Raw genomic sequence first — 443 nt, 5'->3', positions numbered from 1 at the left:
GCCGTGTCCTGCAGGGCCGCCGCTTCGAGGTTTCCGCTGGTGAGCCGATGGGCCACGTCACGAACCGTGCTTCGCTGCGCAGTGGCGTAGCCGAAGAGCAGGCGGCGGGCCTCGTCGGTGCTGGTGTCGAGGGTGCCGGCGACCATGCCGGTGGCGTGCGCGAGCATCACGCGGTCGTTGAGCGTGGTCAGGGTCTGCTCGGCGAGCCGGTGGGTGCGCGCGGGATCGTCGTCCTGCGACAGGCCCAGCACCGTCAGGTCGGCGAGCACCTGCCCGAGCCGTTGCTGCCACTCCTGCCACGGGGTGACCGACGCGTAGAACACGTTGAGACCGCCGACAGCGTCTCCGGCCAGGCGCATCGGCACGGCGTGCACCGCGCGGAACCCGGCGCCGAGTGCGGCCCGGGTGAACGCGGGCCAGCGGCCAGAGGCGTCTTCGAGGTT

At 72.2% G+C, this 443-nt stretch carries 1 protein-coding gene; it reads right to left on the bottom strand.

Annotation, left to right across the window (positions count from 1 at the left end):
• A partial coding sequence (locus tag SK571_RS46255; RefSeq protein WP_406602121.1) for an ANTAR domain-containing protein occupies positions 1-443 on the bottom strand: 443 nt, incomplete at both ends.

Source organism: Lentzea kristufekii, assembly GCF_033949925.1.
GTDB classification, from domain to species: domain Bacteria; phylum Actinomycetota; class Actinomycetes; order Mycobacteriales; family Pseudonocardiaceae; genus Lentzea; species Lentzea kristufekii.
This window is presented reverse-complemented; position numbering and strand designations above follow the sequence as displayed.